13 protein-coding genes and 1 riboswitch are annotated in these 14,832 nt (G+C 35.7%); of the genes, 7 read left to right on the top strand and 6 right to left on the bottom strand.

The genetic code is table 11. The features are described 5' to 3' along the window. Positions 1–141: 141 nt before the first annotated feature. The 5 genes from CKK03_RS02020 to cyoE form a co-directional block, all read right to left on the bottom strand. Entirely contained in the window at positions 142–2,478 is a 2,337-nt protein-coding gene (locus tag CKK03_RS02020; RefSeq protein WP_180271121.1) for a helix-turn-helix domain-containing protein, read from the bottom strand. Positions 2,479–2,652: 174 nt separating this feature from the next. Continuing rightward, positions 2,653–3,258, bottom strand: a complete 606-nt coding sequence (locus CKK03_RS02015; RefSeq protein ID WP_099360965.1) for an SAM-dependent methyltransferase — start codon at positions 3,256–3,258, stop codon at positions 2,653–2,655. Positions 3,259–3,283: 25 nt separating this feature from the next. Then, positions 3,284–4,168, bottom strand: a complete 885-nt coding sequence (locus CKK03_RS02010; RefSeq protein ID WP_099360964.1) for an RNA polymerase sigma-70 factor — start codon at positions 4,166–4,168, stop codon at positions 3,284–3,286. A 16-nt stretch (positions 4,169–4,184) separates the two neighbouring features. Beyond that, positions 4,185–5,435, bottom strand: coding sequence for a phytoene desaturase family protein (locus tag CKK03_RS02005; RefSeq protein ID WP_099360963.1), 1,251 nt, complete (start codon positions 5,433–5,435; stop codon positions 4,185–4,187). 139 nt (positions 5,436–5,574) lie between these two features. Further along, positions 5,575–6,477, bottom strand: coding sequence for a heme o synthase (cyoE, locus tag CKK03_RS02000; RefSeq protein ID WP_099360962.1), 903 nt, complete (start codon positions 6,475–6,477; stop codon positions 5,575–5,577). Between the two features lie 358 nt (positions 6,478–6,835). Here cyoE and CKK03_RS01995 point away from each other — a divergent pair, with 358 nt between their 5' ends. The 3 genes from CKK03_RS01995 (at position 6,836) to CKK03_RS01985 (ending at position 9,103) form a co-directional block, all read left to right on the top strand. Beyond that, positions 6,836–8,173, top strand: a complete 1,338-nt coding sequence (locus tag CKK03_RS01995; protein ID WP_099360961.1) for a gluconate:H+ symporter — start codon at positions 6,836–6,838, stop codon at positions 8,171–8,173. 205 nt (positions 8,174–8,378) lie between these two features. After that, positions 8,379–8,825: a hypothetical protein gene (locus CKK03_RS01990; RefSeq protein WP_099360960.1), complete on the top strand. Its 447-nt coding sequence runs from the start codon at positions 8,379–8,381 to the stop codon at positions 8,823–8,825. Further along, complete coding sequence (locus CKK03_RS01985; RefSeq protein ID WP_099360959.1) at positions 8,813–9,103, top strand: YxcD family protein; 291 nt, start codon at positions 8,813–8,815, stop codon at positions 9,101–9,103. Before CKK03_RS01990 ends, CKK03_RS01985 begins: the two co-directional genes overlap by 13 nt. Positions 9,104–9,132: 29 nt before the next feature. On the opposite strand, the gene CKK03_RS01980 is transcribed toward CKK03_RS01985, so the two are convergent. After that, the gene (locus tag CKK03_RS01980; RefSeq protein ID WP_099360958.1) at positions 9,133–10,323 is read right to left on the bottom strand and encodes a sensor domain-containing diguanylate cyclase; all 1,191 of its coding nucleotides are present in this window, start codon (positions 10,321–10,323) and stop codon (positions 9,133–9,135) included. Positions 10,324–10,482: 159 nt separating this feature from the next. Next, a riboswitch (cyclic di-GMP riboswitch) is annotated at positions 10,483–10,568 on the bottom strand. A gap of 270 nt (positions 10,569–10,838) precedes the next feature. Here CKK03_RS01980 and CKK03_RS01975 point away from each other — a divergent pair. Genes CKK03_RS01975 through CKK03_RS01960 form a run of 4 tightly spaced genes read left to right on the top strand, consistent with a single transcriptional unit; the run spans position 10,839 to position 14,619 of the window. Next, positions 10,839–11,948 carry an ABC transporter ATP-binding protein gene (locus CKK03_RS01975; RefSeq protein WP_099360957.1) on the top strand — a complete coding sequence of 370 codons (1,110 nt, stop codon included), beginning with the start codon at positions 10,839–10,841 and terminating at the stop codon, positions 11,946–11,948. Beyond that, positions 11,938–12,756 (top strand): ABC transporter permease, encoded by an 819-nt coding sequence (locus CKK03_RS01970; protein WP_099360956.1) that lies wholly within the window; start codon positions 11,938–11,940, stop codon positions 12,754–12,756. Before CKK03_RS01975 ends, CKK03_RS01970 begins: the two co-directional genes overlap by 11 nt. Next, positions 12,746–13,549 (top strand): ABC transporter permease, encoded by an 804-nt coding sequence (locus CKK03_RS01965; RefSeq protein ID WP_099360955.1) that lies wholly within the window; start codon positions 12,746–12,748, stop codon positions 13,547–13,549. The genes CKK03_RS01970 and CKK03_RS01965 overlap by 11 nt, the downstream gene beginning before the upstream one ends. Beyond that, positions 13,546–14,619, top strand: a complete 1,074-nt coding sequence (locus CKK03_RS01960; RefSeq protein ID WP_099360954.1) for an ABC transporter substrate-binding protein — start codon at positions 13,546–13,548, stop codon at positions 14,617–14,619. Before CKK03_RS01965 ends, CKK03_RS01960 begins: the two co-directional genes overlap by 4 nt. Positions 14,620–14,832 lie beyond the last annotated feature (213 nt).

The raw sequence follows: 14,832 nt of genomic DNA, 5'->3' as shown, positions 1-14,832 counted from the left end.
GTTTGCGTTTTCAACTTTAAATGAAAGGGGTTTCAGTGTAAATTAACAATTTTCAAAAACCATTCACATTAATTTTTTGTTCATGAATATCTGATTATGTTAATAAAAAATATAGATTAATAGCAACAAATTTTGAATTTATTACACTTTTTCACGATACTGGCCAGGAGTTATACCTTCATATTTTTTAAAGACTCTCATGAATGTTTGAATATTATTAAACCCAACCTTGAAACCAATTTCTTTACTTGTTAAATTTGTACTTGCTAACAATAACTTCGCTCTTTCTATTCTTTTACTATTTACATATTCCAAATAACTTTTGCCAGTAGTCTCTTTTATGACTTTGCTAATATAAGTAGTACTTAGCCCAATCCAATCGGCAACATCATTTAATGAGATGTCATTTTGAAAGTGGTTATCTACGTACTCTAAGATCCTTTCAACTGTTTTTGGTAATTTATCACTATTCATATTAGAAATTTCTATAGCAATAGCATCTGTTATTTCCAGAAAAAATGTTTTAATATCATGAATTGTTTGTTTGCTTCTGTACATATCATAGATATCGTAATCTTCACCAAATACCTTATTCATATCTATGTTGTTATTAATTGTTAGTTCAATAACAAAACTAACTAAGTGTAAAAACATTTGGTTTGTATAATCGTATGGCATCCTACCACTCGTAGTTATCTCATCGAACAAAAGGTCCAATTCTTTCTTGACACCTTCACGATCTGCGATTGTTAAATTATTCATTAGTATTTTGATTCGATCACTATTGTAGTAATACAATTCATTTTTTGCATCATCAATATCATCTACATTAATTATTTGATCTTTTCCTTGATAAAATTTATATTTAAGTGCATTTAATGAATCCTTAAAAGACTTATGAACCTTAAGGATTTCTGGATATGATCGTCCTATCCCAATCGTTACAGTAAATGGGTATTCTTCATTTACCTTTTCCTGCAATTGATGTACCATCGGGACAATACTTTCATTTATATGGCTTGACAAGATTTGATTAGAATAATTAATTATGACTGCAAGCTTATCAGTTTCAATTTCACCACAAATACACACAAATCTATTGTTGAAAAACTGTTCAATTAGTTTAGTAAGACTTGCCTTATGAATACTACTCTCTAACTCATTTCGATTTTGGTAAAATGCAATATAATCATCAATTTGTAACGTTAGCACAATAAAATATTTATGTTCAAAATTTATATCTAATAGTGTTAGTTTTTCCTTAACTTCACCAATCGTGATCTTTTTATTAGAAACTAAAGTGTCAATTAACTTTTCTTTAATCAGGGGTTTAATATCTGATACAATTGTTTGTAAATTTTTATTATCAAACATCATACTACTGTATACATTATCTAAATACTCATATTCATTCTTATACTTTTTTGGGTTAAACTTTTCATTACTATTTTTACGGATTAAACTTAATAATCTTTGCAAAGGATTACTAACATATTTGGTGATAATATACGCTAGTAATAAACTTAATAACATGGCGACTATAATATTGAGAACAACTACTATCTTAATATTTCTGAAAATTCCATTTAAATCTTTTGCAGAAACCTCATATACATATTTCCAATTATTATTCATTGAAGTTATATATGTAAATAATTGGTCCCCCTTTTTCGTTTTCTCAATAAAATTATCGGATTTATTTCTAAACGTAGAAATCGGGATATTAAGTTCCTTTATATTTCTATATAATGCCCTTTGTTTGGGGTGCAAAATAACTTTACCTTCTTGGTTAATTACATAAAAAGTCCCGTTTGAATTGTTATTTGGCCCGACGATTGTATTATATAGCCGGTCAACATTTACGTTGACAACAATTGCACCTTTCTTATCAGATGATCCATAAGGAAGATTTCTAATAAACGTCAACACATTAAACTCATTTCCATATCCATCTTGGATTTTTCGTGTTTCCATAATATGAGTCCCTACCAAGTCATCATTGTAGAATTGGAGCCAGTCTGTATCATAAAAACTTTCAGTACTATAGCTTTTTTGATTAGAACTGATAATCATTTTTTTGTCAGTTGAGTAAACATATGCCGAAACGATAATGTTATTCGCATTAGCAACATTTTTTAAGCTATTCAATAGTTTTAAAAGATTTTCATTGGCTTGTTTTTCCTCACTTGGTAGCGATTCCAAAATAAAGTTTTGAGTATTTGAGTTTTTTGCTGTTAGCTCTATTATTTCTTCTACTTCTTTGAAAGTTAAGGTCAGCAAATTTTTATATTGATTTAACAGGTTGGTTTCTGCGTCATGTTGATTTCTTTTTATAGTTGTCACAGAATGATTATATATAGTAATGGTTGAAACCAAAATAATCGTACTTAGTATCGCGATATGAATAATGAAATACCTTACGAATAGACTGTTAAGCCTATTCTTCAATTTATTTAGTATGGTTTTGAAATTCTCCAACATTTTTCTCCAATCTAACCAATCCAATTATTAATAGCATAGTCCTTTTTTTATATTACAATTATAATATCATTTTTTCTAAACCATCTAGCACTTAATTTATATCTCTATTCAATTTAGTCAAACCGCTATATTTAAAATAGAAACAAAAAAGCTTCCTATTGGAAGCTATTTTCATAAGAGTTGATAAACTAAAAATCTCTCATATGTGTTTTTCTCAAACAATCCGGGAATGATAATCTCTTTCTTCATTTGAAAAGGTGTATTGGTTTCAATAAAATAGGTGTACTCGTTTGATCCATAATAAAGAATGATTTCTATGTTTCGTGGATTCTGTTCATATGAATGTAGGATATTAGACAATGTATGCTTAAAAACCTGAATAGAAAAAGGATTAAAAAAGTAAAAACGATTATCAAGGGAGTTGATTTCATAATCCTGTGCGGCACAATGGTGAATTTCAATTTCTCCTTTTTGATAACCTGACTTTTTTAGATAGCGCACTTGATTTTCAACCGCTTCATGATAGAGACTTTTGTCAATCTCAATCCCTACAACAGATGCCCCAAAATGGTGATGAATATAAAAAAGAAGTCTACCCTTGCCACATCCGAAATCCACCACCCGGTCTGTTTCCTTCAATTGATAATGCAAAAATAGTGCATCGAGCCCTTCATATGGTGTCGGTTCATAACGGTGATAATGAACAGAAGGGCTAAATCCCTTTTGTCCTCCACTTGTTTTTACATGTAAAAGTGCATCGTAATACTTATCATCCATTGGTAGTCTCCTTGCCATGATCTGATTAAAATGGTATCCCTCTCAAAGCAAATGTTAGCTTTTCAGGATTACGAATGGAAAAGATATGTTTGATTTGATTTTTTTCTATTTCAAAGCATACCACATTTTCTGGTTTGTTATATCGTTTAATCAAGATCCCACTTTGTCCATTTACGTTGACTAATTCAAATTTTAGTTCATCATCCTGCCCAAACTTTCGAAGGAGCCCAAAGATAAATTGTGCAACCCGTTCTCTTGTTTCGATAGGTACTAAAGCAGCCTTCACCTTGCCCCCACCATCTGAGTATAGGACTGCATCATTCGCAAGTAAGGTAAGGAAACTCTCAGTATTTCCGGTTGTTGCGGCAAGTAGAAAAGACTGGACCAAATGCTGCACTTCCTCCTGATTGACCTTTATAGGGTCTACATCATCCTTGTAATCTATCTTTTTTCTTGCTCTACTTAAAATTTTTCTGCAGTTTGCTACCTCTTTTTCTAGAATAGAAGCAATTTCCTCATATTCATATCCAAATGCCTCTCTTAAGACAAATACCGCTCGTTCAACAGGCGTGAGCTGTTCCATTAAGCACAAGAGAGCATATGAAATACTATCATGCATTAAGACTTCATGCATTGGATTTACATCATGGATAATGAATGGTTCTGGTAACCATGGACCTATATATACCTCTCGTTGCTTTCTCGCCGATTTCAAGTAATCGATGGAGCGATTTGTTACCATTTTGCATAAGTATGCTTTTATATTTTCAATTTGCTCTCCATTCAACTCCCCAAAACCGAGCAGAACATCGTGTATAATGTCCTCAGCTTCTGTTACCGTACCAGTCATTCGATAGGCAATCGAAAACAAAAGAGGCTTATATTCCTGGTAAAACTGGTCGTCTAACATATTGCCCCCACCCCTTTTAATGCAGATTTTCAAGGATTAACATGGCTGCTTTTCTAGCACTTTGAAACGAAGCATCTACAAGCATTCCATCTCCTACCCAGTCCCCCGCCACATACATTCCAGGTATCTGTTCAACTGATGGAGACTGCCTTTCATTTTGATAGGCTACAAATAAACGATTTGAAACAGTCATTCTTGGAAGATATCGTTTATACACTACATATTCCTTCCATCCTGGTTGAACTATTTCCATAAAGTTCTCTAATTCCCCTTCTGTATCTTCAGTAGAGGTTTTATACTTCATCACATGAACAACCTGGTAATCTCGCTCGCTTAACTTTGCTATTTTGGAATGATTCGAATAATAAAAGGGCTCCTCAACCCCCATTGCAAAGTCAATTTTCGGGTTAGGTAGTCTAGATAAAATGAGGTCCAAACAGGCTGCATGTACTGGAATACAATCTTTGATTTTTATTTCTGGAGTTCTTTCGTGTTCTGACAATATTTTAGCTGTTTCATGAGGACTTGAAGCGGATAGTACATTTCGAGCATGTATGGTTTCTTCGTTTGTATGCACGGTTAACTGAGGATTTGAACCATTCACTTTCTTTACGTTTTTGCTCGTTTGAAAATGGACTCCTAAACCGGTAGCCTTTTCCTCTAAAGCATCTATCATACTTTGCCAACCATGATTTAGGTAAAAAGCATTCCCTAATTGAAGCTGCTTTAGTGCTGCACCTGCACTTAGTAAATCAGGTTCGTTCGAATATGTTGACAAACGAGACAGCATTAATATCAGTTGACTTGCCACTTCATCCTTTATCTTATGCTGCAACCACTGACGTAATGGTATGTGATTTAGCTTATTAGTTTCTATTTTCTTATATTCAAGAAAAAAAGAGAACAACTCTTTCCTGGCATTCCAATTTAGGAGTGGACTGGTCAATAGGCTAATAGGTGTGGATGGAATATCATAAATTTCATCTTTATAAATCATCTTTCCCTTTGTCAGCACAACGCCCCCCTCTATTTTAATACCTAATTCACGTAAGACCTTCATTGATTTTCCTTTTGAATAAAGTGCATGTGCCCCAAGATTTAAATAGGAATCTATTTTTTTCGTCGTTTTTCCTCTGCCACCTAGTTTATTCGATTTTTCTAAAACGAGGACTGACTTTCCGGCTTGCGCTAAGTATATAGAAGCAGTTAACCCAGCGATGCCACCGCCTATAATGACACAATCCCACGTTTTTTCATCAAGTTGCATAATATCCACTCCCACTAATTGTTTTAAAACCAAGACGACTAAGGGGTGGAATTTGTGACAAAAAGATTTGAATTTGGTTGTAAAATATTGTTGGCACAAAAAACCCCGCTACATTGAATGTAACGAGGTTCAGCCAAGCCTATCCAAAATATTTCGGTAATGTAACAACGACCATTAATAGGAAGATTATCAAAATATAATTCACGGAATACAGAAAGTTCCAGCGAGCCCATTTCATATCATCCTTAACCGTAAATCCTTTGACACTCAATATAATCCAACCAATATTAAGCAATGTCGAGAGTACGACGAAAACCATTCCAAGGTCCCCTAAAAAGAAAGGCATGGGCAACAAACAGATGACCCAGAACAGAAAATGCTTTTTCGTCACCTCAAACCCATGAACGACTGGAAGCATTGCAACCTTAGCCGCTTTATACTCTTCATACTTTCTCATCGCAATCGCATACGTATGAGGCATTTGAAAAACAAACAAGATTAAGAAGAGCATAATTGGAACGATATGATCGATAGGTGCAACCGCGGCCCACCCCATTAAAGGAGAAACGGCGCCAGAAACACTTCCAATCACTGTATTAATCGTAAATCTGCGCTTTGACCACATCGTGTATAACACAACATACGTAAACCAACCAATAAATGTAAAAAAGATCGCTTCAAAGGTTGTGAAAAATAGAAAAATGAACCCTAAAACAGAACAAACAATTCCTAATACCAGAACAAATTTCAATGAAAAGTGGCCTGTTACAGTTGGTCGTTTTTTGGTTCGATCCATGACTGTATCAATGTCAACATCATACCAGTTATTTATGATGAGAGCCCCCGCCATAACGAGCGTACTCCCGATCATTGTATATAGAAACAATCCTAGGTTGTCCTGAAAAGATGCACCCGTAAAGTAAATGGCTAACCAAAATCCTGAATATACGGGTAGAACATTTGCTAATAAAACCCCTGCCTTAAAAAGTGATTTAAGATCAGCTATGAGGGATGTTTTTTGTAATTGAATTTCTGATTGCATGGATATCCTCTCTCCTACAGTTCTATTAGAAGAACATTATGCTTCAAATATACTATACCATTTTTATGGCCCTTAGGATAAGAAAACCACTTTTTACCTACTTCTATAGTGAAATCTACCCAACTTCAATATCCTTCCGCTCCCTATAGTTAACTTGTAAAACTTTCTCATTGCTCTCCTCAAAAAAATTGTGTAAAATAAGTCCATTGTTTTTGTTTGTTTCCTAAACAAATTAATAGAGCGTTCTCTAATTTGAAAACGCACTCAGTTATCTAACTATATTTTTCAATAATAGAACAAAACTTACGGAAGCAAATGTAAACGATATTACAGCTAAGAGATTCAGGAGGAAATGAAAATGGATTGGTTTGTAGACAATTTGCCGATTATCTCGGTAATTCTTGGGGTTGCTTTGCTTCTCTTTCTAAATATGAAGCTTAAGCTAAATAGTGTTATCGCCCTGTTACTATCAGCAATCCTTGTTGGTTTATTAAATGGAATGAATCTAACAAGTATTGTTTCAACTATTAAGGCAGGCCTTGGCAGTACACTTGGAAGCCTTGCTCTTATCATTGGTTTAGGTGCTGTATTAGGTAAATTAATGGTTGATTGTGGGGCGGCCCAACGTATTGCTTCCACTCTATTAAATAAGTTTGGTGTTAAAAAAGTAGAATGGGCCCTTATCATTATTGGTATGGTATTCGGAATTTCCGTATTCTATGAGGTTGCCTTTATTATTCTAGCTCCACTTGTTATTAGTATTGCGATGGAGGCAAAAATTCCATTCTTAAAGCTTGGAATTACAATGGTTGCGGCTACTACTCTATCACATAGCTTATTCCCACCACAGCCTGGTCCGACTGCATTGGTCGATGCTTATGGCGCAGATATGGGTATGGTTTATATAATTGGTATTGTTGTTTTTATTCCGGCAGTTATCGCGGCTGGAATCATTTTGCCACGAATGATGAAAAATTTAGATCGTCCGATTCCAAAATTAATGGAAAAACCAAAAGAGTTCACTGATGAAGAAATGCCTGGTTTTGGTTTAAGTCTTTTTGTTCCATTAATCCCAGCAATCATGATCATGACTGCTACTATTTTAAATATGTTCATCGAAGAAGGAAGCACGTTCCATGAAATTATTAACTTCCTAGGTAGTGCAGAAATTAGTTTACTTGTGGCTGTTTTAATAGGAATCTATGTATTTGGTTTACGCACAGGACGTGACATTTCAACCGTAATGGATTCTTTCTCAAGTGCTATTAAAGGAATTGCGATGATTATCTTTATCGTTGGTTCAGGTGGTGCCTTTAAACAAGTCATTCTTGATTCTGGTGTTGGTGATTATATTGCGTCTATGATGGAGAATACAACAATTTCACCGCTAATCATGGCTTGGTTCATTACTGCATTACTTCGTATTGCTACAGGTACAGGTGTTGTATCAGCGATAACGGCTGCTGGTATTGTAGGCCCTCTTATTGATACATTTGATGTTAGCCCGGTATTAATGGTACTTGCAACAGCGGCAGGTAGTAATACAATCACCCACGTTAACGACGCATCATTCTGGTTATTTAAAGAGTATTTTGGTTTAAGCATTAAAGATACCTTTAAAACATGGGGTCTACTATTGTTCACAACCTCAATTGTAGGTTTAGGTGTTGTCTTGATTCTCGATATGTTTATGTAATACTTCCTGCAAGCCCTAACAATTTCGTTAGGGTTTTGTTACTATTTACCAGTCCTATTTTTTCTTAAAAAGCGAAACCAAAACCCGCTTTTCATCGTATATAAGGGAGAAAGTATAAGAGGAGGTATTACGAAGCGCATTAGAATGAATAATAAGGTATACTATTATAAATAAAACAACTAATTTATGGAGGTATTTCTATTATATGAAAAAGGTATTATCAGCATTAGTAGCACTTACTTTGATTTTTTCCCCGCTTGGGAGCTTTGTTTTCCAAGACCAACCAACATCTGTTGAAGCAAAAGGATACAAATCAGGTAAAAGAGGATTCAATAATAATATTGGGAACACAAATAAATCAAACTTCCAGCAACAACAGAAAAAACAAGATAACAATGTTACAAACAAATCTACTACTCCAACCACTCCTAAAGGTGGATTCATGTCTGGTGGATTAATGAAAGGTCTTATGCTTGGTGGACTTGCAGGATTCCTATTCGGTGGTCTATTAGGTGGAATGGGTATGCTTGGTTCATTTTTAGGATTAATGATTAACGTTCTTGCGATTTATGTTCTGATCGTAATCATTCGAAAAATCTTCGTCATGATTAAAGATAGAAAGAAAAACGAGACTGATCCATGGCAACGCTAATTCTTTCTGAACAAGAAATTATAAATGCAGTTTGTGTTTATATCGGCTTAAAAAAGCAAGTAAAGCCTGAAGAGGTTGAAGTAGAACTCATGTATGACGACGATTACGGATTCTCCGCAGAAGTATATGTAAACGATCGAAAACAGGTTCTCATTATGGCGAACTTAATCGAAGCAATACGTTTATGGCTTGGCGAATTTCTTAAGCGTGACCCATATGCCGGAATCAAACTTGTCTTAGACGACGAAGAAGGCATTATTGCTCATATCAACGAGTAAAAAGCTCATCCATTTGGGATGAGCTTTTTTTATTTCGCTACTACAATGCGTCTTTTTCCACTTTCTTTTGCAGCATAAAGTGCTTGGTCAGCTGCCTTTTTCAAAGAATCTACAGTCGTTCCATGGTGCGGATACATCCCGACACCCGTACTGATCGAAACAATGATTTTTTCATTCTCGATGATGATTGGGTTTTCATTGTAATACTCATTTAAAATTGCGTAAATTTCCTTTACACACGTGTCGCTACTATTTTTAATAAGAATCATGAACTCATCTCCGGCATAACGATAACCCTCAAGCTTATCATTACATACCGTTTTCATTCCGTCTGCTAGTACTTGTAAATATAAATCACCAGCGTCATGCCCAAAGCGGTCATTGACCTGTTTTAAATCATCAGAATCAATCATCATAACCGTTATTTCATCGTTCTCATTTTTGATCAGTTGTGCTAAATCCTCATGGAAGGCACGGTGGTTTTTTAAACCTGTTAATTCGTCCGTACGAGACATCGTGTATATTTTTTCATATAAACGGGCTGTTTCAATCGAGTTGATTACTTGCGCACCGATCATTTGCAAAAGTTCCTCATGCTCTTTCCGGTAAGCAAAATCTTTTAAGCTCTGAGTTGAGATGACACCTTTGACCTGGTCATCAATGACAACAGGTACGAAAAGACAGGAGCTTGTGTCAGCGTCCCCTTCACCCATTTTCGTATCATATTCAATGTTCTGGTTTTGATGTTTGAGGTGGACGATTTCCCTTGTTTTGATGACCTTTGATGTGTAATTTTCGCCAAAGTCAACGATACTTGGAGGGGCTGGTTCGCCATTATCCATAATAAAGACTAAATGAATATGTTTGTCACCAGGATTATGCAATGCAATATAAAATGCATCTGTTGGCATAACACGTGAAACCATCTCATAAGACTTTTGGAGAAGGACGGATTCATCTAATGTTTTACTGCAGACTTGAGCAAAATCATGTAGGATTCGGTAATGCTTGTTCATCCAATGCATGTTTTCCATTTGTTCGTTTATTTCTTGGAGTTGAGTTAAAAGGGTACTGGTAATCTCTTGCTCTTCTTTTTCCTGACATGCTTGATACAAAAAAGTACGAACCTCGTCAGAAATCAGAGTCTTCTCAGAACCAATCTTCTCAATTAGTTCACTTAGTTTTTTTAGTACATTAAGATTCTGGATTGTTTTCTCCATGTAATCACTTCCAAATTTTTTTAGAGGATGTTCCAAAAGTCGTTTGAACAGTTCCAATTCCAAAAATCTAGTAATATAGTAGTAACATATTGATAAATTGGTATAAAAAAAAGACTAATCATATACCGATTAATCTGCGTTCTTTCGATACGAGCTGTACTCGGTAACTGGCTGGCATGTCCATTTGGACTTTAGCCCCTATAGTTTTGCGTCTTCATCTTTCAATGAATTTGCCCTTACTTTATTCAATTAACCCACTAAAGAAAGAGTATTTTAAATTGTACTATAATTATATTTCTATTTTCCTCTTTGGTCAATGAATTCGATATAATCTTTTACTAAAAATGTGAAATTTTTCCTAATCCGAATGTCCTATACACAACTAAGAAAATAGTCTTCCATACATTTCTAACTTGACAATTATAATTATTATTGAATTTTTTGGCGACTCGTGTATAATTATGCCGGATTGCGTTACGAATCTTATCTCTATTAATAGAAAGAAGGGGGTTGCTATGAACAGTATACCTATTATCCAATTTAAAAATGTCACAAAACAGTATGACAATGATCCAGCTGTTCTCGACAATGTTAGCTTTGAAATAGAAAGAGGAAAGTTTTATACCCTTCTCGGTCCTTCTGGTTGTGGAAAAACCACGATACTACGGTTGATCGCAGGATTTATTGAACCCTCAAGTGGTGAGGTTTATTTTAATAGTAAAAAAGTAAATACGACACCTGCCAATAAACGTCAAGTAAATACAGTGTTTCAGGATTACGCCCTATTTCCACACCTTAATGTATTTGAAAATATTGCTTTTGGGTTACGTATAAAGAAATTGAAGCAATCTGAAATAGATAAAAAGGTAAAAGAAGCTCTAAGCTTCGTCAATCTTGCAGGCTATGAAAATCGTGAAATTCAAGAAATGTCTGGTGGTCAGAGACAGCGTGTTGCGATTGCACGTGCAATTGTTAATGAACCTGAGATTATATTATTGGATGAGCCTTTATCCGCTCTTGATTTGAAGCTTCGTACCGAAATGCAATACGAGCTTCGCGACCTTCAGAAGCGTCTTGGTATTACTTTTATCTTCGTTACACACGACCAAGAGGAAGCTCTTGCCATGTCTGATGAGATATTTGTACTTAATGAAGGAAGAATTCAACAAAGCGGCACCCCTATTGATATATATGATGAACCAATCAATCGTTTTGTTGCTGATTTTATCGGTGAATCTAATATCGTAAAAGGAAAAATGCATAGAGACTTTTTCGTTGAATTCGTCGGAAAGACTTTTGACTGTGTTGACCAAGGTTTTTCAGACAATGAATTAGTAGATATTGTCATCCGTCCAGAAGACTTAGAAATTACTTCTGTTGAAAAAGGAAAACTGCAAGTTGTAGTAGATTCCCAGTTATTTAGAGGCGTACACTATGAAATTTGCGGTTTGGACAAAGATGGAAACGAGTGGCTTGTGCATTCAACAAAGAAGGCGAAAGTCGGCGAAGAAATTGGACTTTATTTTGACCCAGAGGCAATTCATGTTATGCGTCTTGGTGAAACAGAAGAAGAATATGATCGTCGCTTAGAGGCATATGTGGACGGGGAAAGCCATGGAAAATAAGGTAACCCGTAATCTTGTTTTTATTCCTTATGCTTTATGGATTCTCATATTTGTTATCGCTCCAGTTACACTTGTTCTCTATTATTCTTTTTTTGATATTGAGGGAAATTTATCTTTAGTAAACTATAAAACATTTTTCACACCCGTTTACTTAAAAATGACTCTGAGTTCTTTTTGGTATGCGTTCTTAATTACAGCTGTAACTCTGTTGGTTGCATATCCTACAGCATATCTAATAACAAGAACCAAGCATAAACATCTTTGGTTATTATTAATCATTGCTCCGTCTTGGATTAATCTACTATTAAAAGCCTATGCTTTTATCGGGATTTTTGGAACGTATGGAACAGCGAACGCTATTCTTGAAGTGTTTGGTATTGGCTCTAAACAATTATTATTTACGGATTTTAGCTTTGTGTTTGTATCTGTTTATATTTTTATTCCGTTTATGATTTTACCAATCTTCAACTCACTAAATGAATTGAACCCTAGTCTGCTAGATGCTTCTCGCGACCTTGGGGCATCTAAATGGACTACTTTTCGTCGTGTGATTTTTCCACTTACGATTCAAGGGGTAAAATCAGGCTGTCAGGTTGTATTTATTCCTGCTCTATCATTATTCATGCTGACACGACTAATTGCAGGAAACAAAGTGATTACACTCGGTACTGCTATTGAACAGCAGTTTCTTGTCACTCAGGATTGGGGCATGGGTTCAACAATTGCTGTCTTCCTGATTATTTTTATGGTATTAATTATGGTCGCAACTGGAAACAGCAAGAAACGAGGTGCTAAAAATGAGAGATAAACTGGCTATTTCTTCTAAGGCGTACTTATTTATTATTTTCTTCATTTTATATGCACCGATTTTCTATCTCGTGTATTACTCATTCAATAGTGGTGGGACGATGAGCAATTTTGAGGGCTTTACCTTGGATTGGTATAAGGAGCTATTCGGGGATACTAGACTTCTCATCATCGTGTTAAATACATTTGTGATTGCCTTGCTCTCAGCTCTTGTTTCAACCATTATTGGTGTGCTTGGAGCCATTTGGATTCATTCAATTAAACAAAGACGAACTCAAAATACACTCCTATCGTTAAATAACGTCTTGATTGTAAGTCCTGATGTCATTATCGGTGCTTCCTTTTTGATTTTATTAACAATGGCTGGAATTAAATTAGGATTTTATTCTGTGTTACTTTCACATATTGCCTTCAGTATTCCAATCGTCGTACTTATGGTCCTGCCAAAACTAAAAGAGATGAGTCCTTCTCTAATAGATGCAGCGAAAGATCTCGGAGCAAGCCAAATGCAGGTTCTAACAAAGGTGATTATCCCTTACATCACACCTGGAATCTTTGCTGGTTTTTTCATGGCCCTTACGTATTCCTTCGATGATTTCGCTGTTACATTTTTCGTAACAGGAAATGGCTTCTCAACGCTTTCTGTTGAAATCTATTCCCTTGCACGACGCGGAATCTCGTTAAATATTAATGCATTGTCAACTCTTCTGTTTATCTTTACAATGCTGCTTGTTGTCGGGTATTACTTTATCGCACAACGAGGTAACACACGTGGATTGGGGGTTCGAAAATGACGAAACTCATCCGTGCCTTTATCGCAATTGCACTTGTATCTGGTGGGTTACTCTACCTTATCCACCATTTAAATTCATCTCAGGGTCTCGCTGGTGGGAACACCTTAACGATTTATAACTGGGGCGACTATATCGACGAAGAACTGATTGATCGTTTTGAAGAAGAGACTGGAATTAAGGTTATTTACGAAACCTTCGACTCTAATGAAGCAATGATGACAAAAATCGAACAAGGTGGAACCACTTACGATATCGCGGTTCCATCTGAATATATGATTGATAAAATGCGCCAAGAGGACCTACTCATCCCTCTTGACCATTCTAAACTATCAAATTTAAAAAACATTGATGAACGGTTCATGGATCTTCCTTTTGATCCAGGTAATCAATACTCTGTCCCCTATTTCTGGGGAACAGTTGGCATTGTCTATAACCCAACTATGCTTGATGGAAAAGAATTTACAAGCTGGAACGATCTCTGGGACCCTTCCCTCAAAAATGAAATCATCTTGGTTGATGGTGCTAGAGAAATCATTGGAATGGGCCTTAACTCTCTTGGTTATTCATTGAATGATACCAATCTTGACCACTTAATCGAAGCAAAGGAAAAACTGATGAAGCTTACACCTAATGTAAAAGCCATTGTTGGCGACGAGGGAAAAGTGCTGATTCAAAATCGCGAGGCAGCAATTGGAATTGTTTGGTCTGGTGATGCTGCAGATATTATGTGGGAAAATGAGGATTTAAACTATGTCGTGCCAAGCGAAGGCTCTAACCTCTGGTTTGATAATATGGTCATTCCGAAGACAGCCAAAAATATTGATGGCGCACATCAGTTTATTAATTTTATGTTGGATGCGGAAGTAGCCGCGCAGAACACAGAATACGTCAGCTATTCCACTCCAAACAAAAAGGCACTACAATATATGCCTGAAGATATGGTATCTGATGAACGTTTCTATCCATCTCCAGAGCTAACCGAAAAGCTTGAGGTTTATGAAAACCTAGGGAAAAAGAATCTCGCTATCTATAACCAGCTTTTCCTAGAATTTAAAATGGGACAGAACTAACTAGATTTCATAATTGGTGTGAAGAGGATAACCCTAACGACAGCGAGTCGATTTCCCCTTCATAAGCCGGATGAAGAGGATAACTCTAACGACAGCGAGCGGAATTCCCCTTCATAAGCCCGATGAAGAGGAAAACCCTAACGACAGCGAGTCGATTTCCCCTTCATAAGCCGGATGAAGAGGAAAACCCTAACGACAGCGAGTCGATTTCCC

Source organism: Fredinandcohnia onubensis, assembly GCF_002734215.1.
In the GTDB taxonomy this organism is placed as follows: domain Bacteria; phylum Bacillota; class Bacilli; order Bacillales; family Bacillaceae_L; genus Ferdinandcohnia; species Ferdinandcohnia onubensis.
This window is presented reverse-complemented; position numbering and strand designations above follow the sequence as displayed.